We start from the raw sequence: 20,757 nt of genomic DNA on the forward strand, positions 1-20,757 counted from the left end.
TGACAGGATATCCTGGCTCCTTTCAAAAATATGAGTACAGTTTATACGTTTAAAGAGGTTATGGAGGAACAGAAAAAGCCGCTGGATTACAAAATACAGAAAGCGGTTGAGGCTATTGGGAAAGGATTTGAATTATCTAAAGGCGCGGTTGGCGTTGCCTTTAGTGGCGGAAAGGATTCTACAGTTCTCTGGCATTTGATCAGGACGCATTTTCCTGATGCAAAATACCATGTGATTTTTGGGAATACCACAGTAGAGTTTCCGGAAAGCTTGAAATTTGCAAGAAAGCTGGGAGAAGAATGGAGCAACGAAAACGTTCAGTTTCATGAGGTTCTGCCGGATAAGCTGCAGGATGATGGTCTAAAATACGAGGCACAGAAGGAAGTACTGGAATGGCTGATTCAGGAGGACAGAATCAATGAGGTCCTTAAAGAAGACGGAAAACTTAAGTCAACGGTATCTTTGGAGAGGAAAGCGACACCGGAGATGTGGGAAGATTTTCGAAATAGGGGTCTTGTTTGGAAGAAAGGAACAATGAAATCCTTTAACTGGTGTGTTGATCAGTATGGTTATCCGATTCTTGGGAAAGCGGCTTCTAAGTTGACAGCTAAGAGAATTAATATTGATTGCTTTCTTCGGTTCTCCAAGTCCGAGTCAGAAAAACAGGAAACCCTGGAATACTATGATTTGATCCGAAATGTAAAGACATCAAACCACTGTTGTTCAATCCTGAAAAAGGAACCATCAGAGAAGAAACAGGCTGAACTTGGAATTGATGTGATTATGAAAGGCTTAATGGCTGCTGAAAGCCATGCCAGATTGTTATCCTTTTCGACCAGGGGTTATATCTTCAAGAGCCACAGGCCACATGCGCCGAAATTCTACCATGTGTCACCTCTTGGAATATGGACGGATGATGATATATGGGAATACATACGAAAATATGATGTGCCGTATACATCATTGTATGATATGCAGTACACAAATAATAAAGGTGAGATTTGCCATATAAAGCGAAATGGCTGTGTCGGCTGTTGTACTGACATTGCATTTAAGGACAATCATATGTCAGTTCTGCGCCAGACTCATCCGGATCGCTGGGAGCAGCAAATGAAATCCGGTCTTGGTGAGCAGTTAATGAACCTGCAGAAATATAAAGGTAATGGTAGGGTAAATTATCTAAATATTGCTTTGGACGTTGAAGATGCAGTGGATATGAGGCCATGTGTTTTTGATGATGTCGGCGAGCGCATTGTAGAAGATGAATTAACATCAAGTGAATATGATAGCGAGGCCGACGATGAAGAATTGACAGGAGGAGTAAGATGAAGTCTTTATTACATTATCCCGGAAGTAAGAAACGGATCGCTTCCTGGATAATTGAGAATATGCCTAAACACCACAGCTATCTAGATCCGTACTTTGGGGGAGGGGCTATCCTTTTCGCAAAGCCCCCTTCCAGGATTGAGACGGTAAACGATCTTGACGGTGATGTGGTGAATTTCTTCCGGGTGATACAGAATCCGGAAAGCTGTCAGGAGTTGCAGGACTGGCTTACATATACGCCGTATTCCAGGCAGGTCTATGAGGAAACCTTCCAGGAAGAGCCTCAGTCCCCTGTGGAGCGGGCAGGTTACTTTGCAGTAAGATCCATGCAGAGCCACGGATTCAGATTGAATGGGGATTGCGGTTGGAAGAAAGATGTCTATGGCAGGGAAGCGGCCTATGCGGTCCGGAACTGGAATAAGCTGCCGGAAGCATTGGCAGAAATGGTCGTTAGGCTGAAAGGCGTGCAGATCGAAAACAGACCGGCGCTGGAACTGATCAGAGCCTTTGATCATGAGAATGTCCTGATCTATTTGGATCCTCCCTATGTATTATCTACACGAGGCCGGAAGCAGTATCGGCATGAAATGTCTGATCAGGATCATGAGGAGCTGCTGGAGACGGTGATCCACAGCCGGGCAAAGGTAATGCTTTCCGGATATGACTGTGATCTTTATGAGCGGTATTTGAAAGACTGGTATAAATTGCAGATGCCGGCCAGGGCTCAGAATAATCATAGGCGAGTGGAAACATTGTGGATGAACTTTGAGCCGGTGGAGCAGATGAGATTAGAGTCAAAGGCAGGCCAGGAAGCGGGGGCACCGGCACTGATGCCTGCTACGTAAACTCGGATTTAAAAGAAATATTGTTCCTTGATAATTGAATATTGATAGTTGGATTGAAGTGTATTATACTAGTCTAAATGAGAGGGGGATTAACCATGTTAAAGCCAATATTAATTGAATTAGAAATGAAAACTATTAATGGAGTAGCAAATCCACAATTAACTCCAAATCTTCCAATAGTCGAAGGTTTAGGAAATTTGTCGCTTAAGCACTTTAAGCTAATTCAGCGAATTATAAGAATAAATAAAAAGGCTAAAGAGAGTTTTGATATTTGGGAGCAAATTCAAAAAACCAAATTAGTTCCACAGGATTATTTTTTAATTTCAGAGGAATTAATATTTCATATGAGAAGAGCTGTAGATGATATGATTTCATTAGTATGGGTGTTAGAGGAAAACAAAAAAACACCTGGTTTGAAGATGGACAAGTTAATAGTAAAAGACATAGGTAATTATCTTAACCTAATTAAGTCTGATACCAATGAGTTTAAAGCGTTCAATGATCACGAAGAATTCCTGAATTTACTAAATGATTTTGCCAACTCATTTAAACATTCTTTTGTAGATTCTGATCAATCAAGAATAGGATTGAATGAACCATGTATCTTCACTCTTTATATGAAAGGTCATTTAGTTGATGAAGATAATTATAAATTTCATGGAGTTTCACAAAATTCCTTAATGGATAGCTTTAATTCATTTTTTAAAACTTATCAAAAACATATTAAATAATAATTAACTACCAACTATCAACATTCAGTTGGTAGTTTTTTTGTACCCAAAAGGAGGGATAAATTGAGAAAATCACCAAAAGAGCGCCGGAATCAGTATGTGCAAGCGCGGAGGATCACCACGGTAGAGGCAGCCATAGCAGTTAAGGCGCCGCCTGCCATGACCTTCTCTGCAACGATGCCGGCTTATACATATACGAGTTTGTGTTCAGATCGGAGGCTGCGGGAGCCGCCGGTAAAGAAAGGAAAGGTGGATCATGGCATTTGAAAATTTATATGCGGTATATGAAGATGGAAAACTGCTAGGGAAACGTACCGCCAAGGAGTGGGAAGTAGCACTGGCCATACCCCGGCAGGCCATTTATGATTATGCCCGTGAAGGAAGAACCTACGGAGGCCGGTATACTTTTAAGACGGTGGGGACAGGCATATCCGGTAAAGTCGAAGACTGCCAGGAGGATCCAGAAATTACGGTATGGGATCTGGAGGAATTTAAGTGGTCTCTGAAAATCGGATCCCGATTTGTTTATGAGAGCTTCCGCAGGGACTTTGTGAGGGGAACACGGATTACATCAGAAAAGGTTATTGTAGTGAGGAAATACCCGCATATCGTGGAGTTGGCCAGCCTGAAAGAACCAAACAGGTTCGTGACCATGACATATACAGAGCTTTTGGGGCAGAAAAAGGACAGAATGAAAAAGAAGATGTTGGCATCAGGGAGGTGATAGGATGAATAAAGAGACAGCAGAGCAGTTAGCAAGAACAGCGGCACTTGAGGCCGTAAAGGAATTTGAGAAGTCTCAGAAAAAGAATAAGCGGGTAAAGGTATTTCAGAACGCCAAGAAGCTGATGGAGAACTATAACCGGATTTGCCAGAGCGTCCAAGAGGGCGTGTCGGAGCTGTCGGACGTGGACGATGGGGAAGAACTGGAGGAGTTATCGGCAGAGGATATTTACATAAACAGCATCATTAAAAGCAAGCTCCGGAGCATTGTCATGATTGCACATATTGATAAATGCTTGAAACTTTTGGAAGACGAGGAGTATCGGAAGGAGACACCAGAGAAGTATAAGGCCTTTAAATATTATTATCTTGACGGCATGACTCCGAAATCCATAGCAGAAATACTGGATAATTGTGCAGAAAGGACTGTGTGGCGGTGGATTTCAGAACTTACGGATATCTTAAGCGTTTACTTGTTCGGTGCAGATGCCATCATTCTGGACTAAGGGGAGGGTCTTGACAAGCGTGGCAGAAAGCTGTCATTGACGTGGCAATATGGCCGATCTATAATGATAGTATCCAAAATTGTATAAATATGGAAATCCCCTTTTAACGGCTTCTGAGCGCAACAGCTCAGGGGCCGTATTGATTTGATAGCTGATCGCAAACAATAAAAGAACATATGTTCGAAAAAAGTTTGACGTTTTATATTTGGTGTATTATTATAGTTATATCACGATCGTGTTAACGAAACATACGATACCGGTTAGTATGTGAAACAATGAAAACACTGAAAGCGAGGATTTATTTATGGAAGAAAAGAAATGTTGTACTGTAATCAATAATCAGTATTACGGGTGTTGCTGCTGCAGAGGTGACTCAGACACGGGTACTTCTACACCTGCACCGTTCGGAGCATTGAAATATATGCAGCTTAAAGCGGATTTACAAAGCAGTATAACGAAAGATAAAAAGATTTATTTTAATGATAAATCTTTTGGGGATTTTGAACTGACTGATAGGGGAGCAGTAGTGTTGAATCCGGGGACTTATTTAGTGTTTTTGAACTGCCAGATTATTACAAATGATAAGCCGGCATATGCATCAATATTGTTTCATGATTTAATAAGTGGTAAAGACATTACGGACTATGTGTGTACGAGAATAACTCCAACCCGTGCTGTCAACACATCAAACTGTGAAGGATTAGGAATTATAAGGTTTACTGAAAAGGTTGAACTATGCATCAATGGTTCTTATGTGGAAGGAAATCCAGCCTTAGAAGATGTGTATGCGTCAATCATTCGGATCGCAGAGTTGCCGGCGACAAAAAAACTGAAATAGAAGCGTAATCAGAATTTACATGAAAAGATGAAAGTGAGGATTTATTTATGACAGATAAAAAATACTGCATTCAACTTGCAGAATGTGATGGGAATTCTAAAGAAGTTTATTCCTTTGATGAAGTTGAGATTGGCACATGGGTGGACGGTAAGCCGATTTATAGGAAGGTGATTTCCGGGACACTTACTAGCAATAGTGGCAATTCAATTGTATTTGCAAGTGTTTCTGAACTCAATATAGAACGGTTAATCAATCTATATGGAAACATGATTGACAAGAATAATAGGGCTCAAATTACGTTACAGACATCTTATGACGAGCCAGGCAAATTGGTTGCTGCGGTAAATATGTTTTATGATAATGCAGATGGCAGCATATACTATCATCTTCTAAATAATAATGGAAAGTATTCAGGCTGTACAGCCTATGTGGTCATCGAATACACAAAGAAATAATGCGCCTACGGCTGCCAAGTGCAAGCATGATGGCTTCAATCTTCTGAAACTGGAATTTGTATGAATTTTGACCAAAAGGCTAAAAAGATAAAAGCGAGGTAAATTATATGTGCGAAGATAAAAAGAGTTGTATTACAATTAACTGTGGGTGTTGCGGTACCGATAATGGTGGTACACCAGCAGAAAATGTTTATTCTACAGAAGAGACCGTATGCGGTACATGGATTGACGGTAAGCCAATCTATCGGAAGGTGATTCCTGGGAAACTCGCTAACGATAGTGGCAATGGTATTGTCTTTGCAAATGTTTCTGATCTCAAGATTGATAAGGTAGTCAATCTGTACGGAAATTTGGTGGATGGAGTTGGTAATGCACAGATCATGTTACAAACGTCCTTAAACCGAACCAATGGTTTGTTTGCCGCAGTGAACGTGTATTATTACAATAATAATGGCAACATCGTTTACCATTTTCTTAACAATGATGGGCTTTACTCAGGAGCTACAGCCAACGTAATTATCGAATACACAAAGAAATAATGCCCCCTGCGGCTGCCAGGTGTAACAGCTTGGCAGCTGATTAAAGCCGACGTTCTTATGCTTTCTTCATGGCTTTTCAAATCGGATAGAAAGCGGCGTATATAAGTCAGTGTATTGAGCGCAAAATGCAATACTAGTGGTGCGGAACATAGTTCAACAGGAAGAACAACACCATTAATGGCGAGGTGGTTCCCGGTTCGAATCCGGGTGTTCCGATTGGTTTCAGCCATACTTATTCTCCTTTTTTGAAAACACCTGTCTTGGTTAAGCCTTGATGGGTGTTTCCTTTTGGGTAATTTGGGCGTATGATAGAAGAAAAGCAAAGGGGAGAAGCGTATGTATGTTGTAGGTTTCTTTTGTTACTTTGCACCTATAGCGGCAATTATCATAATTTTAGCGATAATCAATAGCTAAGAGGCGGCTAACCCCGTCTCTTTTTCAATACAAAAAACAAACACAAGTGAGGTGGTGAGGCTTGGCAAGAGCACTTGTCGGAAGATGGGGGCTTTTCTTTTATCAGAATTTGTAGTATGATGGAAGAAAGTGGAAAGAGTAACACTATTTTTTTGTTAAATATGGAGGGATTGTATGAAACAAATAAGAAGAATATTTTATATGACAACGATACTATCAATTAGCTTTACCATAACATCATTTGCATATCGTTATAATCCAGAAACTCATATCGGACCATTGACAGAAGAAGATATACTAAATATTGAAGTAGATCTGGCAGAACAGAAGTATTTAGATAATCTGCCATCTATAGAATATGATGAAAATACGGATAGTTACTATGAAGACACTTATCTAAAAGCAAAGCCTGGAAGCTGGAAGAGTAATGATATTGGAAAGTGGTATCAGTTGGAAAATGGAAGTTATTATACAAATGGCTGGGTTAGAATTGACGGAAAACGTTATTTTTTTGATGAAAACGGATATATGAAAATTGGTTGGATTCAAGTAGGAAACAACTGGTACTATACTGATGATACAGGAGTCATGGTAACAGGAGAACGTCGGATAGATGGGGTGACTTATAATTTTAATGCATATGGAATTATGAAAAAATAAAGGATAGATTTGATTATATTGAGAGATAGCTTTAGCTGTCTCTTTTTTTGTTATAAAAATTAGCCAGATTGGAAGGTGAGGTGAGACTGATGGCATTAACAGCCAAACAGAAAACATTTGCAGATGAGTACCTGATTGATCTTAATGCCACCAGGGCTTACAGGATTGCGTATCCCAAGGTCAAGAAAGATGAAACAGCCAAAGCAGCTGCAAGCAGAATGTTAACTAATGTTAACGTTGCGGCTTATGTTGAAAAGCGTATGAAGGACCGGGAAAAGCGTACTGAGATCACCCAGGACATGGTTTTAAAGGAGCTTGCAAAGATCGGCTTTGCGGATGTCACAGATTTTGTGACGATTGAGAACAAAGGAATCCTCAGAGTGGTTCAAGTGAAAACTACTGATGAAATGCCTGGAGATAAGATGGGAGCCATTGCCGGAATCAAAGAAGGGGCAAACGGTATTGAAATCAAGCTGAATGATAAAGGCAAGGCCCTGGAGCTGATCGGCAGACACTTAGGTATGTTTAAGGATAAGCTGGAGGTATCCGGCGCCCTGGAGACTGAGAAGACCAAGCTTGACGATCTGATCAAGCAGATGCGTGGCGGTGATGGATAATGAGTGATGAACGCTTGTTGCTATCAGAGAAGTACAAAGCCTTTCTTAAGTGTGATGCCCCGGTTGAGTTCCTTGAGGGGACTACGGCTGCAGGTAAGACTACGGTAGGCCTGTTTAAGTTCATGCTTAAGGTGGCAGAAAGCCCCAAGAAGCTGCACATTATAGCCGCAAAGGATACCGGTACTGCAGAAAAGAATATCATCAATAAGGACCTGGGAATCATTGATGATTTCGGTGTTCTGGCTGAATACAACGGCAACGGAACCAAAGATGATAAGATCCCCCACATTCTCTTCCATACTTCCGGTGGTGATAAGATTATCTATGTAATGGGCTACGGAGATAAGAAGAAGTGGCAGAAGGCTCTAGGCGGTCAGTACGGCTGTCTGTATATTGACGAGATCAATACCGCGGATATAGAGTTTGTCCGGGAATCTGCTATGCGTTGTGATTACCTGATGGGGACGCTTAACCCAGATGATCCGAACTTGCCAGTCTACAAGGAGTATATTAACTGTTCCCGACCGCTTCCTGAATGGGAAGATGAGACACCAAAAGAAATACTGGAAGAATTACGAGAGGAACCAAAGCCCGGCTGGGTTCATTGGTTCTTTTCTTTTGCCCATAATTTGGGTCTGTCCGAGGAGAAATTGGAGAACATTATCAGGAATACGCCGAAAGGCACGAAGATATGGAAAAATAAGATCCAGGGCCTAAGAGGTAAAGCCACCGGCCTGATCTTTAGTAACTTTGACCGAAAGAAACATGTGGTAAGTAAGGATCACGCAAAACAGTTTATCCGGAATCAGAACGACCGCCATCAGACAGAATGGTTTGTACACTTTTCCGCGGGCCTGGATACGTCCTATTCTCAGAAATCCCCGGATACCATTTCCATGAGCTTTATTGGTATTACAAACCGTGGTAACTGCTGTGTGCTTGATGAAAAGGTTTATAATAACGCCGATCTGGGAATACCGCTGGCCCCTACTGATACGGTCCGGAACTTTATAGACTTCCTTGATCGCAACCGGAACGAATGGGGATTTGCCAGAGATACATTCATTGACTCAGCGGATCAGGCAACCATTACAGAGTTCTTAAAATATAAGCGTCTGAATGGCTGCGTTTATAATTTCAATGATGCTTGGAAGAAAGAGCAGATCATTGACCGTATTATTAATCAGTTAAACTGGTTTGCAGATACAGGAGCAAAGCCATGTTTCTACATCGTGGATACTTGCGCAAACTATATCCGGGAGCTTGAAGTATACAGCTGGTTAGAAGACAAGGATAATACGCCAGAAGACAGGAACGATCACATGGTAAACAGCGTTCAGTACGCATGGCTGCCTTACGAAGTAAAAATCGGAACAGGAAGGAGGAGTGTATAAATGGGTTGGTTTAAAGATATGTTTTTCAAACTGCTTAAGATCGAACCAGCTACGGAGCGGCAGGTGATTATAAAGGAGCCACTTTCTTTTCAGGGAAATGTCCTGAAAAATAAGATCTGGTACCGGGGAGATCCGTCAGAGCTGGAACAGTTTTTCAAACAGACGGCGTACTGTGATATATTCAAAGCAAGGTTTTGGGCTTCTGTCCCATTCCGGAAAGTAAGAAAGATTCATTCGGGTATCGTAGGAATTGTGGTGGATCGGTTTAAGGATATTATAACAGCTGATTTTAATGATATCAGTTTCGGAGAAGAAGAGATCCGGCCGCTTAAGGAATTATGGGATGAGATAGCAAAGGATAACGACTTTGAAGGTCTTATGGGAGAAGCTGTTGCAGGAGCTCTTTCAGCCGGGGACGGTGCCTTTAAGATAAGCCTGGATAAAGTCAGCCAGTACCCTGTCTTAGAGTTTTATGAAGCAGACCGGGTAGAGTATAGATACCAACGGGGCAGATTATCTGAGATTGTTTTTTCTACTGCTTATCCCTATCCAAACAGCAAAACAAAGGAGTACCGCTTGGAAGAAACCTACGGAAAAGGATATGTGACTTACAAGCTCTTTGATGATGGGGGAGGGGAAGTTCCTCTTAAAACACTCCCGGAAACAGGCATTTATGAAGATACAGCCTTTGATGGAGACTACATAATGGGAATCCCCCTTATATTCTTTTCATCAAGCAAGTGGAAAGGCAGAGGTAAGGCACTGTTTGAAGGTAAGACGGACGATCTGGACGCTTTAGACGAAGTGATCAGCCAGTGGCTTGATGCAGTGAGGAAGGGAAGAGTGAACCGGTATATTCCGGAGGATATGGTTCCCAGGGATCCTAACACTGGTCAGCTGATTGAACCGAATGAGTTTGATAATGATTACATAGCTATTGGAGCCGTCAAGAAGGAGGGCTATAGCGATAAGATTGAGGTTTCCCAGCCCCAGATATCCTATGAAGCGTATTTAAACAGCTATTCAGCGTTTATGGACCTGGTGCTGCAGGGCATCATTTCCCCGGCTACTCTCGGTATTGATTTGAAAAAGACAGACAATGCAGATAGCCAAAGGGAAAAGGAGAAAATCACCATGCATACCAGAGGAACGCTGGTTAAGGTGCTTTGCAAGGTTATTCCAGAGCTGGTTAGTAGGGTTATGATGACTTATGACCAGATGCAGAAAAAGGCACCCGGAGAGTATAAAGTTTCCGTCAAGTTTGGGGAGTACGCGGCTCCAGGCTTTGATTCAGTAGTGGAGACGGTCAGCAAGGCCCGGACCAGTGGGGTCATGAGTATAGAAAAATCCATAGATGAAATGTACGGTGACACCTTGACGGAAGATGAAAAGTCAGAGGAGGTCAAGCGGATCAAGTTTGAGCAGGGAATTTTTGAAGCGGAAGAGCCCGGGCTTAATACGGAAGGAGTGAAGTTGGATGAAAGTGAAGGTAATGAACCGTCTATACAAAATGAGCCAGCCGGAGTATCAGGGGCTCCTGGAAGTAGCAAGTGAGCAGGTTCCTTTCGGTATTTACGCCATTGAGAAGAACGGGTATGCAGAACTTCGCTGTGATAAATGTGAGAGCATTACCCAGCTGAAAGAATTAACCAGGCAGCTTAAAGCGCAAGGGTATAAAGTTTTAGCAAACGGCAGGTGATTTTATGAATGAATATGACATTACTGCAGCCTTTGAAGCCATAGAGCAAGAATTGATCTCTTCCATGATCCGAAATATGGACCGTCACCGGGCCGAAGAACTTAAAGAAGGTTATGAGTGGTCCATGTGGCAGACCGAGCAGCTTAAGGCCCTGGAAAAATATAAACTGGAAAATCAGAAGAAGTACAGCAAACAGTTTAAAAGCATCAATGCTCAAATGGGAGAGTTGATCTGGCAGGCCAAACAACAGGGAGGGCTGAAGCAGGAAGAACAGATCCTCCGTGCTATTAAGAATGGCTTTAAAAATTATAAGCCCGCTTCGGCAGCCATGCAGGCAGAGTTTTTCAAACTGAATACCCGGAAGCTGCAAGCTCTGATCAAGGCAACCGATAACGATATGAAGAAAGCAGAAACAGCAGTCTTGCGAATGGCAAACGACCAGTATCGTAAGGCTATTTTTAATGCCCAGGCGTATGCAAATTCCGGAGCCGGTACTTATGAAAAAGCGGTGGATATGGCCACCAAGGATATGCGTTCACGGGGCCTTAACTGTATAGAATATAAAAACGGAGCCCGTCATACTCTGCCTGACTATGCAGACATGGCAATCCGGACGGCCAGCAAACGGGCATACCTACAGGGAGAAGGAGAGAAACGCCAGGAGTGGGGAATCAGTACGGTAATCGTGGCAAAGCGTGGGAATCCATGTCCTAAGTGTCTTCCCTTTGTGGGAAAGGTCCTGATCGACGATGTATGGAGTGGCGGGAAGTCTTCTGATGGTCCCTATCCCTTAATGAGCATTGCAATAGCAAGGGGTCTGTATCATCCAAGGTGTAAGGATAGCCACAGTACATACTTTCCTGGTATCTCTACTGCGGAGGACACCTGGACGAAAAAAGAACTGAGAGCCATTGATCAAAAGTATAAACAGGAACAGGATCATCAATATACCAAAAGGCAGGCGGATAAGTATGGACAGTTGTCCCAGTATTCTCTTGATAAAGAAAACAAAGAAAAATACAAAAATAAGGCAGATGAATGGTCAAAAGCATCGCAAGCTGATATAATACAGGAAGGAGTTTTTAAAAACCTTGTTATCGATCAGCTTCCTGCCATGGACAGTATCAATACGACTCAGGACAGAAAAGTATTTGCAGAACAGCTGATAGACCGGTTAGGAATTGAACGTAATAACATACCGGTGAAACTTCGGAAGATGGATGCCAGAGGAGGGTGCAGCTATTATCCTCAGGCTGATAAAGGTATTTGTGAATATATAGAATACGCTCTCCAATCTGATGATGAACGTTCCATGCCGTATCAAATAAAAACCGCATTTCATGAATCCTATCACCTGTCCTTACATGGACGAAAATGGGATGCAGTAAAGAATGGTCGCCCAAGTGAAAAGTGGCGTATTATGGAGGAGACTTTCGCGGAGGTGGCAGCGCATCATGCTGCAGGACTATATGGCATTGAAGAGAAGCTTGCTCCGGCCTACGGTGATATTCTTGCAAAGACGCTACCCAGGCTTAAAAGGCTGCCTAAGTTTAAAAATTGTAATACCGCAATGGACTTTGGAAAGATAGCATGGAGAGATCGTCTTCTTGGGAATAGTGGTGTCTGGGAACAATTGTATGATGATGTTTTCTCATTGGATTTTGATGAACGAAGTTATTATAAGCAATATTATAAAAGTATTGAACTGAATAAAAAGGAGTTGCTTAATAAGTTTTTTGAGAATAATCCTAAACTGCGGCAGTATGAGGACATGATGGGAGAAGATTTGAAAAACGCATTATCAAAGATTGACCATGGAATATCACTGGATAATTTAAGCACAAATGAGCGTGTGATATTTACAAACGTTATAGTAAATGCTATGTGGAAGGAGGGAATAAAATAATGGTTTACATTCCGAAACAGTGGCTTCATGATCCAGAGAATGAAGTTAAAGTACATCAACTATTTGAAGAGTATTTTCCAAACACTTGCGTTTTGTCTTCGGAAGATTTGGAAAAGCAGAAAGAATTTCCTACCAGGTTGAAAGAACTGGGGGAGTTGGAAATCCTTAAGCATTATGAAGAAGGGGATATTGTAATGAATGGCTGATACCACTGATCCATTAACGGATTGGTGGTATTTTTATATTCTACGTTGCGACCGTCGCAACAGATCGGAGGCAGTATGCACCGGATAAGAGAGGATCCGATATAATTAAATATCATAACAGATAAAGCGCGCAGGATATCCTGGGCGTTATTTTATTGCAAAGAAAGGATGAGATCATGAAAAAAGAAGAATTTATCGCACTTGGAATTAGTGAGGAACAGGCAGCCAAAGCGGCGGAGGCTTCAAAAAAGGAATTGGAATCCTATGTACCTAAAGCTGATTATGATACAGCCAATCAGGCAAAGGGACAGCTAGAAAAAGATATCAAGGACCGTGACAAGCAGCTGGAGGACTTAAAGAAAAGCAGCGGGGACAATGCGGAACTGAAAAAACAGATCGAAACTTTGCAGGCTGAGAACAAAGCAGCCGTGGAGAAAAACGAAGCAGACATGAAAGAGCTGAAACTTTCTACTGCCATTAAGCTGACCATTGCCGAGTCTGCTCAGGACGCAGATCTGGTAACTGGTTTGTTTGACAAATCCAAACTGATTCTTTGTGATGATGGGAAGGTAACTGGTTTGGAGGAGCAGTTAAAGTCCATAAAGGAATCTAAACCTTTCTTGTTTAAAGAGGCTAAGCCAGGTACAGATACGAAGCCTGGATTCCGTCCTCTTGGTGCACCCGGTCAGCAGTCCCAGGGAGGAACCAAGACCGATGATGGAAAGGTAAATATGAAATCTGCCATTGAAGCAGCGCTTCAGGCACAGATGCCATCTAAATAAAAATTAAGGAGATGAATTACTATGGCTATTACGTTAGAAGAAGCAAAGAAAAATGTGCAGGACGACCTGCAGATCGGGGTGATTGATGAATTCAGAAAATCCAACTGGATCCTGGATCATATTACGTTCGATGATGCCGTTTCCCCAACCGGAGGAGGAGCAACCCCTACTTATTCCTATACCAGACTGAAAACACAGCCTACGGCGCAGTTCCGTGAGATCAATAAGGAGTATACACCTCATGAGGTAACAAAGGAGCGTCATTCCGTGGATATTAAGGTTTTTGGCGGATCCTATCAGATTGACCGTGTTATCGCAAATATGGGAGGTATTGTGTCCGAAGTGGAGCTTCAGCAGTCCCAGAAAATCAAGGCAGCCCAAGCATTGTTTAATGATACCTTTATTAATGGTGATAGTGCTGTGGACAGCAATGCCTTTGATGGCCTGGACAAAGCGCTGACTGGTAGCTCCACAGAGTATAATAAGGGAGAATCAGTCATTGATTTATCCACGTCCCAGCTGGTAACGGATAATTTCCAGTACTTTCTGGATATGCTTGACGAATTCCTTCGGGGTCTTGATGGGGAGCCGTCTTTTATTGCAGGTAACACCAAACTGATCTCCAAGCTGAGGGCCTGTGCAAGACGTGCTTCCATGTATCAGGTGACTAAGAGTGACTGGGGAACAAATGTAGAAGCTTATGGAAATATTCCTTTTGTGGACCTGGGGGCAAAGCCAGGAACCAATAATGAGGTGGTAGACATTGATACAACCAAAGGAACTACGTCACTTTTCGCAGCAAGGCTGGCACTGGACGGACTCCATGGAGTTTCCTTTGCTGGTGTGGCGCCGGTGCAGACCTGGCTTCCTGATTTTACCACAGCGGGAGCGGTAAAGACCGGTGAGGTAGAAATGAATGCTGCAATCGCTTTAAAGGCTTCAAAGGCAGCCGGTGCATTCCGCAATATCAAAGTAAAATAAGGAGGGCTTTTATGAAAGTATATGCTCCAAATAAGCAGTACACTGGTGTTTCCGCCAGTGTATCTTTTTGCAACGGCGCGGGAGAGACAGACGATCCCCATCTGCTGAATTGGTTTCGTAGTCATGGTTATGAGGTGGAGACTCAGGTAGGAAACCCAGAAGAGACTCCAGAAGAGATTCCGGTTGAAGGTGCCGAAAAGGATGTACCAAAGAAAGGGAAAACTGCAAACCAGAAAGCGGGTGAGTAATATGGCTTACGTTCCTTATGTGGCATCAGAATATTACAAAGAAACATATAAAGGTAGCCTGGTACCAGGGGAGGATCTGGAAAAGGCGCTCCGGCAGGCCAGCCGGCATATTGATTCCCTGACCTACAATCGCATTGTGGGCCGGGGATTTTCCAATTTGACCGAGTTTCAGCAGGAAGTCATTCAGGAAGTGATATGTCAACAGGCTGATTTTGAATATGACAATGCCGATGAGATCGATACAATCCTGTCCAGTTATAGCATTAATGGCGTATCGGCGCAGTTTGGCAGTTCCTGGAATGTATTTACGGATAAGGGCGTTGCTATGAAAAGAGATGTATATGCCCAGCTCTCCCAGACAGGCCTGTGTTGCCGGTTAGCGAGGTGATCCTATGAAATACCCATGCTTAGTACCAAAACGGCTGTGCAAGACAGATATTCACGTTCACCTTGAAAGTGAGGAAACCAACAACCTGGGAGAGCCTAAATATATGGCTGATCTCCCGGATTTAAAATGCAACTTCCAGGACCGGGCAAAGACAATCCTTACAGCGGAAAAGAAACTGATTCAGATAACCGGCACGGCCATGTTTCCCGGCGACATTGCGCCAGACTTCCCAAGCCTAAGTGGCGGTACCGTTACTGTATTTGGGGAAGAGAGACGGATTGAGCAGGGGACCAAGAACCGAAATCCGGATGGAACTGTGAATTTCTGCACTCTGGAGGTGGTCTGATGCAGGTTAAATCAACGGTTAAGATGAATATGCCACGGATTAGGCAGCTAACACAGGCGGCGGTAACTGCTCTGGAAATGACAGTGGCTGCATTGCAAGGGGAAGTAAGGGATTCTCAAGTTATGCCATTTGATACAGGTAATCTTCAAGGGGAAAGTTTCTTTGCTGACTATTCCGATTCTTCTAAAGGAAAGGTTCAGCTTGTGACCAGTACCCCTTATGCAAGGCGTCTATATTTCCACCCGGAATATAACTTCCAGACAGATGAGAACCCCAACGCAAAGGGCCACTGGTTTGAAGATTGGGAGCCAGGAGGAAATAAAGCAGGCTTCGCGCCGAAAGCATATAAGAGTTTTTATAAGAAAGTAGGTGGTGTGTGATGTTGGCTTTAAAAGATATCCGGCGGTACGTATCCAGTCTGGGGATCGCTGCGGATGACAATGTCTATATCGGTAAAATGGATAATAAAAAGCAAAAGTCCATCGGAGTTTACAGCCGACCCACCACGGGCCTGGCGAATATTGCTATCGGTGGAATGGAATGCACCACTTATGATACAAGGCCGGTTTCTCTTCTCGTCCACTGGAATAAATGTAAAGATGATGCAGAGAGAGCGGCTTTTGATTTGTTTGAGAAACTAAAAAGCGTATCCAGCCTGACAATAGGAGATACCCACATCAATTATCTTCGCTTAATGGTTCCTGAACCGCAGGATGTTGGCTCAGATGATAGTGGCGTATATGAATATGTGATCTGGCTGGACTTTGTTTATGAAAGGAACAGGTGACAGTTATGGACGGAACAGCAAAAGTATATCCGGTTAATAACAATAAGTTTAAAGTCGGCTTGAACGGTCTTAAGGCCACTATGGCCACGATTGCCAATTTAACGAACTTTGCCCCCAGTATTGAGGGTGGCGTAGAGGAATGGAATGCCATGGAACATGAAGGTTGGGGAGACGCCATGATGACCAGTAAGAAGCTGTCTTTCTCCTTTCAGGGAAAGCGCACCTATGGTGATCCAGGAAATGATTACGTTGCAGGTCTTGCATGGAAATCCGGAAACGATGTAGTGGCTCCCTTTGAATGGGAAATGCCTTCCGGTGCTAAAGTATCGTTTGATGCAATCATCAATGTGACCACGCCTGCAGGCGGTGACAGCACGGCCGTAGATGCCTTGGAGTTTGAAGTAAAGTGTAAAGGAAAGCCAACCTTTACAGATGCAGGAACCGGTTCAGGAGAATAAGGAGGATATGACAGATGGCAAAAGTAATTGATATCACCGAGAAGCTGACTTTTGAGGGGAATCCCTCACTGATGATTAAGGGGAAAAAATTGGAAGTAAATGCCGATGCTCCCACTATGTTAAAGGTTATGGGAATGATGAGCGCAGAGGATCCCGGTGTAAATGAGATCCTGAAAACTTACGATATGATGTTTCCGGAAAAATCTAAAAAAGAGATTGAGAAGCTGGGACTTGGCTTTAATGACCTGATCGTGGTGGTGCAAGAAGCTGTTGGCCTGATTGTAGGAGATGTAAACGGCCAGGGAGAGTAGTGACCCGTACTACGATTTATTTGAGGACTGGGATTTAATTGTTTCCAGTTTCCTTTCGCAGTACGGGTTGAGAATACGGACCAAAGAATTTGAATCGGTGGTTTGGGACGAGTTTAAGAGCCTGCTTTCCGGAATTGACCCAGAAACCCCTCTGGGCCGGATTGTAGCAATCCGATCGGAGACAGATAAGAATGTTATCAAGAATTTTAATAGCGATCAAAGGCGCATTTATAATGAATGGCGCAATCGGAAAGCAGAATCCATGGCTCCGGCAACCTATGAGCAGGAGATGGCAGCCTTGGAGCAGACGTTCGCGCAGCTGTGCAGATAGGAGGGAGATTAATATTGAAAAAGAAAAGATAAAGGTAGGTGGTATAGGTGGCCGATAGTGTAGGCCAAATCGGGCTTGACCTGGTTGTTAATCAAAATAGTTTTAATAGGCAGATGGCGGGCATTCAGGGCTTGGCAGCAAAAGCAGGAAAGGCTTTGGCTGCCGCCTTCGCTGTTAAGAAGATCATCGATTTTGGAAGAAGTGCTATAGAACTGGGATCGCAGCTGGCTGAGGTGGATAACGTCATTCAACAGGCCGTGCCCAGCATGGAGAAGCAGATCGATTCGTTTGCCAAAACTGCGATTCAGCAATTTGGTATGTCTGAAACAGCAGCCAAACGTTATACCGGTGTTTTTGCTTCTATGGCCCGTGGCTTTGGATTTACTGAAAAATCGGCGGCCTCCATGGGAACCTCCCTTACCGGTCTTGCGGCTGATGTGGCATCTTTTTACGATACAAGCCAGTCAGAAGCATTTACAAAGCTGAAAAGCATTTTTACGGGTGAAACAGAAAGTCTAAAGGATTTGGGCGTTGTCATGACGCAAAGTGCCTTAGACGCTTACGCTCTGGCAAACGGATACGGAAAAACAACAAAGTCCATGTCTGAGGCTGAGAAGGTGGCCTTACGATATGCTTTTGTACAGGAAAAGCTTAGATTTGCCCAAGGAGATTTTGCCAGAACTTCTGGAAGCTGGGCGAACCAAGTCCGTATTTTAAGTGAGCAGTTTAATGCCTTAAAGGCTACCATTGGTCAAGGGCTTATCAATGTTCTAACCCCGGTAATCCAGGTCATTAATACTATCATCGGGAAGCTGATGAGCCTCGCCAATGCGTTCAAGGCGTTTACCGAACTGGTTACAGGAAAGAAAGGATCCGGTGGGGGCGTATCAGCTGCAGCGGCCTCCGGCATGGAGGATATTACCGATGCGGCAGATAATGCTTCCGGTGCTATCGGGGGAACCGGCGGGGCTGCCAAGAAAGCGGCCAAGGATATCAAGGGAATGTCTTCTGGAATCGATGAACTTAATATCATCAATCCGGATGCTGGAAGTAACGGCGGTGGATCAGGCAGCGGATCTGGTGGATATGCTGCAGATGAATTTGACATGGGTTCCCTTGATACTTCTGGCGTTGAGGAAGTCAACAATAAATATCAGGGCCTGATCGACCGGGTGAAAGAATTAGCTGAATTATTTAAGACCGGTTACAGTATTGGCTTTGGGGATACTTCTGTGCTGGATAGTGTAAAGCAATCCATACAAGGCATTGGAGAGAGCTTGAAGGGTATTTTCACCGATCCAGCAGTCTTGGCTTCTGCGGAAGAATTCGGAAACAGGATTGCGGTAAACCTGGGGAAGGTTGCAGGAAGCGTTGCATCTATTGGTGCTACGATAGCGGATAATCTGCTGGGTGGGATTGACAAATTCCTGAAACAAAACAGTAATCGCATTAAAGAATATCTGATATCCATGTTTGATATCGGTGGAAGCATTGCTGATATTGTAGGGAATTTTAGCGTAGCACTTGCTACAATTTTTTCATCTCTTCGAAGCGACAGTGCAAAGCAAATTAGTGCTGATCTGCAGGGTGTTTTTGCAGAAGCTTTTATGGGCGTTACGGAGTTGGTCGGCAAACAGGCCAGGGATTTGCTTGATACGATTACAGCCCCCCTCATTCAAAACAGGGATATAATTAAGAAGACACTGGAAGATACATTTTCTGCTGTGGAGCCTATCTTCTCTGAAATAAAATCTATTGTAGAAGAAGTCTTTACGAAAATAAGCCAAACTTATGACACTCATGTAAAGCCTATGTTGGATTCTTTTAAGCAAGGTTTTACTGAGATTGCTACAAAGTTTTTGGAGCTTTATAATGCCTATTTCCTTCCAGTGCTAACCTATTTATCTGAGAAGTTCCTAGATTTTAGGGAACAGTATTTGTCTCCCCTGATTGATAAATTCATGGAGTTTTCGGGAAAAACGGCTGATGCCATAACTGTGTTGTGGGAAAATGTTTTAAAGCCCTTTGTTCTTTGGTTTATGGAAGCGGCGGCTCCGATCATAGCGGAATTTATTAAAAATGCTATAGATAGATTTTTCCAGTTCTTTGTAAGTGTAAGTAGTGTTGTTGATGATATCCTAACGGCTTTAGGTGGACTTATGGACTTCATCATCGGCGCCTTCACTGGTGACTGGGAGCGGGCTTGGGACGGGATAAAGGCTTTCTTTGGCGGTGTTTGGAAAGCCATGAAAGACATCGTAACTGTTGCCTTAGAGTACATAGCTTTAAAAGTAAACCTTGTGCTTGATGCTATAAAAGGTATTTGGGAGTTGATCTGGAGTGGCATTAAAACTTTTGTATCAAATATCTGGGATTCGATTAAAAGTAAAGCCTCCGAAGTTTTCGAAGCGATCAGAGATAAACTGTCTGAAATCTGGGACAGCGTAAAATCTACGATTGAAGAAAAATGGATTGCCATAAAAGACTGGTTTGGAGAAATCTGGCAGAAAATCAAGGATGTATTCAAGCTGGATGAAATGCTTGAAGTTGGAAAGAACGTAATGAATAGTTTCTGGAACGGTATGAAAGGAGTATGGGCGGATATCACCGGCTGGTTAGGGGAGATTGCTGATATCGTAGGGAAAGCTTTTAGTACGGTTATTGATGGAGCAAAGAGTCTAGGTAAAAAGGCTAAAGACGATGTAGAAGAAAAAGAAGATAAAAAAGATAAAAAAGGATCTTCCGGTCCAGGGAGCAGTAAGGGGTATGTAAATAGTGGCCCTGGAGTAAAAGGTCATGCAACCGGAGGGTTCCCGAAATCCGGTAGCTTGTTCGTAGCAAATGAAAACGGCAATCCCGAGATGGTGGGGAATTGGGGAGGTAAGGCTGCAGTTGCCAACAACATGCAGATTACGGAAGGTATTACCCGTGCAGTGCAGTACGGCATGAGATCCGCCATTGCTCCGCTGTCCTCCAGCATGAGTGCCATTGTCAGCAATGCAACTCCGCAGCTATCTCTAGTCGGCACTACTGGGCGTAATGTAAATACAGCAGATCAGGTCCAGGCAATGGCTGGCCGGGCTATGATCATGTCAACCGAAAACATGCCGGATCACTATCTTTCCCTTATGGTGGATCTGCTTCGAAAGATCATCGAACTGATTGAAGCAATGGATTTGACAGTAAATATTGATATTCGTGAGATCAAAAAGAAATTGGCCGATCTGGATAAGCGGAGTGGCTATACACTAAAAACAACCTAAGGA

The 20,757-nt window shown here is 43.3% G+C and carries 26 protein-coding genes and 1 pseudogene; all 27 read left to right on the plus strand.

The features are described from left to right. Positions 1–60 precede the first annotated feature (60 nt). On the plus strand, positions 61–1,329 hold the full coding sequence (locus tag ABFV83_RS02225; RefSeq protein WP_349947321.1) for a phosphoadenosine phosphosulfate reductase family protein: 1,269 nt from the start codon (positions 61–63) through the stop codon (positions 1,327–1,329). Then, complete coding sequence (locus tag ABFV83_RS02230) at positions 1,326–2,171, plus strand: DNA adenine methylase (protein WP_349947322.1); 846 nt, start codon at positions 1,326–1,328, stop codon at positions 2,169–2,171. Before ABFV83_RS02225 ends, ABFV83_RS02230 begins: the two co-directional genes overlap by 4 nt. Before the next feature lie 95 nt (positions 2,172–2,266). Further along, positions 2,267–2,902: a hypothetical protein gene (locus tag ABFV83_RS02235; RefSeq protein WP_349947323.1), complete on the plus strand. Its 636-nt coding sequence runs from the start codon at positions 2,267–2,269 to the stop codon at positions 2,900–2,902. Positions 2,903–2,965: 63 nt separating this feature from the next. Beyond that, entirely contained in the window at positions 2,966–3,169 is a 204-nt protein-coding gene (locus tag ABFV83_RS02240; RefSeq protein ID WP_349947324.1) for a hypothetical protein, read from the plus strand. Continuing rightward, positions 3,159–3,626: a hypothetical protein gene (locus ABFV83_RS02245; protein WP_349947325.1), complete on the plus strand. Its 468-nt coding sequence runs from the start codon at positions 3,159–3,161 to the stop codon at positions 3,624–3,626. Before ABFV83_RS02240 ends, ABFV83_RS02245 begins: the two co-directional genes overlap by 11 nt. Before the next feature lie 4 nt (positions 3,627–3,630). Further along, entirely contained in the window at positions 3,631–4,131 is a 501-nt protein-coding gene (locus ABFV83_RS02250; protein WP_349947326.1) for a helix-turn-helix domain-containing protein, read from the plus strand. A gap of 304 nt (positions 4,132–4,435) precedes the next feature. Further along, positions 4,436–4,969: a hypothetical protein gene (locus ABFV83_RS02255; protein WP_349947327.1), complete on the plus strand. Its 534-nt coding sequence runs from the start codon at positions 4,436–4,438 to the stop codon at positions 4,967–4,969. A 47-nt stretch (positions 4,970–5,016) separates the two neighbouring features. Continuing rightward, a complete protein-coding gene (locus ABFV83_RS02260) occupies positions 5,017–5,424 on the plus strand; it encodes a hypothetical protein (RefSeq protein ID WP_349947328.1) in 408 nt (135 codons plus the stop codon). A gap of 107 nt (positions 5,425–5,531) precedes the next feature. Next, positions 5,532–5,963, plus strand: a complete 432-nt coding sequence (locus ABFV83_RS02265; protein ID WP_349947329.1) for a hypothetical protein — start codon at positions 5,532–5,534, stop codon at positions 5,961–5,963. Positions 5,964–6,551: 588 nt separating this feature from the next. Then, entirely contained in the window at positions 6,552–7,037 is a 486-nt protein-coding gene (locus ABFV83_RS02270) for a hypothetical protein (RefSeq protein ID WP_349947330.1), read from the plus strand. Between the two features lie 89 nt (positions 7,038–7,126). Further along, a complete protein-coding gene (locus tag ABFV83_RS02275) occupies positions 7,127–7,654 on the plus strand; it encodes a terminase small subunit (RefSeq protein ID WP_349947331.1) in 528 nt (175 codons plus the stop codon). Further along, the gene (locus ABFV83_RS02280) at positions 7,654–9,048 is read left to right on the plus strand and encodes a terminase (protein ID WP_349947332.1); all 1,395 of its coding nucleotides are present in this window, start codon (positions 7,654–7,656) and stop codon (positions 9,046–9,048) included. The genes ABFV83_RS02275 and ABFV83_RS02280 overlap by 1 nt, the downstream gene beginning before the upstream one ends. After that, positions 9,049–10,602: a capsid protein gene (locus tag ABFV83_RS02285; RefSeq protein WP_349947333.1), complete on the plus strand. Its 1,554-nt coding sequence runs from the start codon at positions 9,049–9,051 to the stop codon at positions 10,600–10,602. It begins immediately after the preceding gene. Beyond that, positions 10,526–10,747: a hypothetical protein gene (locus ABFV83_RS02290; protein ID WP_349947334.1), complete on the plus strand. Its 222-nt coding sequence runs from the start codon at positions 10,526–10,528 to the stop codon at positions 10,745–10,747. The genes ABFV83_RS02285 and ABFV83_RS02290 overlap by 77 nt, the downstream gene beginning before the upstream one ends. Positions 10,748–10,751: 4 nt before the next feature. Continuing rightward, positions 10,752–12,653, plus strand: coding sequence for a phage minor capsid protein (locus ABFV83_RS02295; protein WP_349947335.1), 1,902 nt, complete (start codon positions 10,752–10,754; stop codon positions 12,651–12,653). Continuing rightward, on the plus strand, positions 12,653–12,859 hold the full coding sequence (locus tag ABFV83_RS02300) for a hypothetical protein (RefSeq protein ID WP_349947336.1): 207 nt from the start codon (positions 12,653–12,655) through the stop codon (positions 12,857–12,859). Before ABFV83_RS02295 ends, ABFV83_RS02300 begins: the two co-directional genes overlap by 1 nt. 176 nt (positions 12,860–13,035) lie before the next feature. Further along, on the plus strand, positions 13,036–13,641 hold the full coding sequence (locus ABFV83_RS02305; protein WP_349947337.1) for a phage scaffolding protein: 606 nt from the start codon (positions 13,036–13,038) through the stop codon (positions 13,639–13,641). A 21-nt stretch (positions 13,642–13,662) separates the two neighbouring features. Then, entirely contained in the window at positions 13,663–14,622 is a 960-nt protein-coding gene (locus ABFV83_RS02310; RefSeq protein ID WP_349947338.1) for a major capsid protein, read from the plus strand. Between the two features lie 11 nt (positions 14,623–14,633). Further along, the gene (locus tag ABFV83_RS02315) at positions 14,634–14,870 is read left to right on the plus strand and encodes a hypothetical protein (protein WP_349947339.1); all 237 of its coding nucleotides are present in this window, start codon (positions 14,634–14,636) and stop codon (positions 14,868–14,870) included. After that, on the plus strand, positions 14,824–15,258 hold the full coding sequence (locus tag ABFV83_RS02320; protein ID WP_349947340.1) for a hypothetical protein: 435 nt from the start codon (positions 14,824–14,826) through the stop codon (positions 15,256–15,258). Before ABFV83_RS02315 ends, ABFV83_RS02320 begins: the two co-directional genes overlap by 47 nt. A gap of 4 nt (positions 15,259–15,262) precedes the next feature. Further along, the gene (locus ABFV83_RS02325; RefSeq protein ID WP_349947341.1) at positions 15,263–15,604 is read left to right on the plus strand and encodes a hypothetical protein; all 342 of its coding nucleotides are present in this window, start codon (positions 15,263–15,265) and stop codon (positions 15,602–15,604) included. After that, entirely contained in the window at positions 15,604–15,984 is a 381-nt protein-coding gene (locus ABFV83_RS02330) for a hypothetical protein (protein ID WP_349947342.1), read from the plus strand. The genes ABFV83_RS02325 and ABFV83_RS02330 overlap by 1 nt, the downstream gene beginning before the upstream one ends. Then, entirely contained in the window at positions 15,984–16,391 is a 408-nt protein-coding gene (locus ABFV83_RS02335; protein WP_349947343.1) for a minor capsid protein, read from the plus strand. The genes ABFV83_RS02330 and ABFV83_RS02335 overlap by 1 nt, the downstream gene beginning before the upstream one ends. Before the next feature lie 5 nt (positions 16,392–16,396). After that, positions 16,397–16,849 (plus strand): hypothetical protein, encoded by a 453-nt coding sequence (locus ABFV83_RS02340; RefSeq protein WP_349947344.1) that lies wholly within the window; start codon positions 16,397–16,399, stop codon positions 16,847–16,849. 14 nt (positions 16,850–16,863) lie between these two features. Beyond that, the gene (locus ABFV83_RS02345; protein WP_349947345.1) at positions 16,864–17,160 is read left to right on the plus strand and encodes a hypothetical protein; all 297 of its coding nucleotides are present in this window, start codon (positions 16,864–16,866) and stop codon (positions 17,158–17,160) included. A gap of 10 nt (positions 17,161–17,170) precedes the next feature. Beyond that, a pseudogene (locus ABFV83_RS02350) lies at positions 17,171–17,491 on the plus strand (Gp15 family bacteriophage protein); the annotation flags it as partial. A gap of 47 nt (positions 17,492–17,538) precedes the next feature. Continuing rightward, the gene (locus tag ABFV83_RS02355) at positions 17,539–20,754 is read left to right on the plus strand and encodes a hypothetical protein (protein WP_349947346.1); all 3,216 of its coding nucleotides are present in this window, start codon (positions 17,539–17,541) and stop codon (positions 20,752–20,754) included. Positions 20,755–20,757 lie beyond the last annotated feature (3 nt).

This window comes from Lacrimispora sp. BS-2 (assembly GCF_040207125.1).
GTDB lineage: Bacteria > Bacillota > Clostridia > Lachnospirales > Lachnospiraceae > Lacrimispora.

Coding starts and splice junctions, on each gene's coding strand:
- ABFV83_RS02335 (WP_349947343.1), top strand. CDS start 15,984: ATGTTGGCTTTAAAAGATATCCGGCGGTACGTATCCAGTCTGGGGATC.
- ABFV83_RS02315 (WP_349947339.1), top strand. CDS start 14,634: ATGAAAGTATATGCTCCAAATAAGCAGTACACTGGTGTTTCCGCCAGT.
- ABFV83_RS02345 (WP_349947345.1), top strand. CDS start 16,864: ATGGCAAAAGTAATTGATATCACCGAGAAGCTGACTTTTGAGGGGAAT.
- ABFV83_RS02225 (WP_349947321.1), top strand. CDS start 61: ATGGAGGAACAGAAAAAGCCGCTGGATTACAAAATACAGAAAGCGGTT.
- ABFV83_RS02280 (WP_349947332.1), top strand. CDS start 7,654: ATGAGTGATGAACGCTTGTTGCTATCAGAGAAGTACAAAGCCTTTCTT.
- ABFV83_RS02250 (WP_349947326.1), top strand. CDS start 3,631: ATGAATAAAGAGACAGCAGAGCAGTTAGCAAGAACAGCGGCACTTGAG.
- ABFV83_RS02275 (WP_349947331.1), top strand. CDS start 7,127: ATGGCATTAACAGCCAAACAGAAAACATTTGCAGATGAGTACCTGATT.
- ABFV83_RS02325 (WP_349947341.1), top strand. CDS start 15,263: ATGAAATACCCATGCTTAGTACCAAAACGGCTGTGCAAGACAGATATT.
- ABFV83_RS02290 (WP_349947334.1), top strand. CDS start 10,526: ATGAAAGTGAAGGTAATGAACCGTCTATACAAAATGAGCCAGCCGGAG.
- ABFV83_RS02305 (WP_349947337.1), top strand. CDS start 13,036: ATGAAAAAAGAAGAATTTATCGCACTTGGAATTAGTGAGGAACAGGCA.
- ABFV83_RS02235 (WP_349947323.1), top strand. CDS start 2,267: ATGTTAAAGCCAATATTAATTGAATTAGAAATGAAAACTATTAATGGA.
- ABFV83_RS02245 (WP_349947325.1), top strand. CDS start 3,159: ATGGCATTTGAAAATTTATATGCGGTATATGAAGATGGAAAACTGCTA.
- ABFV83_RS02295 (WP_349947335.1), top strand. CDS start 10,752: ATGAATGAATATGACATTACTGCAGCCTTTGAAGCCATAGAGCAAGAA.
- ABFV83_RS02300 (WP_349947336.1), top strand. CDS start 12,653: ATGGTTTACATTCCGAAACAGTGGCTTCATGATCCAGAGAATGAAGTT.
- ABFV83_RS02260 (WP_349947328.1), top strand. CDS start 5,017: ATGACAGATAAAAAATACTGCATTCAACTTGCAGAATGTGATGGGAAT.
- ABFV83_RS02340 (WP_349947344.1), top strand. CDS start 16,397: ATGGACGGAACAGCAAAAGTATATCCGGTTAATAACAATAAGTTTAAA.
- ABFV83_RS02230 (WP_349947322.1), top strand. CDS start 1,326: ATGAAGTCTTTATTACATTATCCCGGAAGTAAGAAACGGATCGCTTCC.
- ABFV83_RS02320 (WP_349947340.1), top strand. CDS start 14,824: ATGTACCAAAGAAAGGGAAAACTGCAAACCAGAAAGCGGGTGAGTAAT.
- ABFV83_RS02270 (WP_349947330.1), top strand. CDS start 6,552: ATGAAACAAATAAGAAGAATATTTTATATGACAACGATACTATCAATT.
- ABFV83_RS02255 (WP_349947327.1), top strand. CDS start 4,436: ATGGAAGAAAAGAAATGTTGTACTGTAATCAATAATCAGTATTACGGG.
- ABFV83_RS02285 (WP_349947333.1), top strand. CDS start 9,049: ATGGGTTGGTTTAAAGATATGTTTTTCAAACTGCTTAAGATCGAACCA.
- ABFV83_RS02310 (WP_349947338.1), top strand. CDS start 13,663: ATGGCTATTACGTTAGAAGAAGCAAAGAAAAATGTGCAGGACGACCTG.
- ABFV83_RS02265 (WP_349947329.1), top strand. CDS start 5,532: ATGTGCGAAGATAAAAAGAGTTGTATTACAATTAACTGTGGGTGTTGC.
- ABFV83_RS02330 (WP_349947342.1), top strand. CDS start 15,604: ATGCAGGTTAAATCAACGGTTAAGATGAATATGCCACGGATTAGGCAG.